The sequence below is a fragment of the Zobellia barbeyronii genome (assembly GCF_018603515.1).
Taxonomy (GTDB): Bacteria; Bacteroidota; Bacteroidia; order Flavobacteriales; family Flavobacteriaceae; genus Zobellia; species Zobellia barbeyronii.
Genome location: NZ_JACATN010000026.1, coordinates 1 through 746, shown reverse-complemented (window position 1 = coordinate 746; position 746 = coordinate 1). Strand labels below are relative to the sequence as shown.

Genomic DNA, 746 nt, shown 5'->3' with positions numbered 1-746 from the left:
TTATATATATAAACGCCCAAGTCATGAAAACTATCGCAACTTTAATTTTTGTTCTTTTTATCGGAGTAACTGCTCAAGCTCAAACAGCAACTGAAGAGGTTAAGGTTAATACTATTGAAATGACTATAGTTACAGAAACGTCTACTGAAGAAGTTAGTTTAGAAAGTACTTTAGAAGTTGCTCGTTTATACAAGAGAGATAATGCTAGAGTAACTAAAGCACTTTCTTTTACAACAAAAAGAAACAAAGCTAAAATGGCTTAATCATTTGTTCTTTAACAATCACTCTTCAACAAACACTCTTCCATAATTGACCAAACTAGTTTTTACTTCCAAAAACTATCTTTCTATAAACCTGAAAAGCCTGGTCGGTTTCAGGTAATCAACTGTAACAATATAGCAAATGATAGCAATCATTACTTAATGATAGTATAGTATTGACTATATCCTAGTTTTTCATAGTAGGAAGAAATGAGTTCTTTTCGGATTAAAAGCACAATGGTTCGGTAAAGTGTTTTTGAGGTCATTCGCGTTCACCGATGGTTTTTTACACTTGAACCGAAGTTGTGCAGATAACCGAAAATAAGGGGTTTTTCAGCGAACGGAACCTCGGTATAATGGGGTCTGCGGCGTTTTATATATATAAACGCCCAAGTCATGAAAACTATCGCAACTTTAATTTTTGTTCTTTTTATCGGAGTAACTGCTCAAGCTCAAACAGCAACTGAAGAGGTTAAGGTTAATACT

1 protein-coding gene is annotated in these 746 nt (G+C 33.9%); it reads left to right on the top strand.

Annotation, left to right across the window (positions count from 1 at the left end):
• Positions 1 to 263: hypothetical protein (locus HW347_RS20580; RefSeq protein WP_225902009.1), on the top strand; the 263-nt coding region annotated here is incomplete at its 5' end.
• Positions 264 to 746 lie beyond the last annotated feature (483 nt).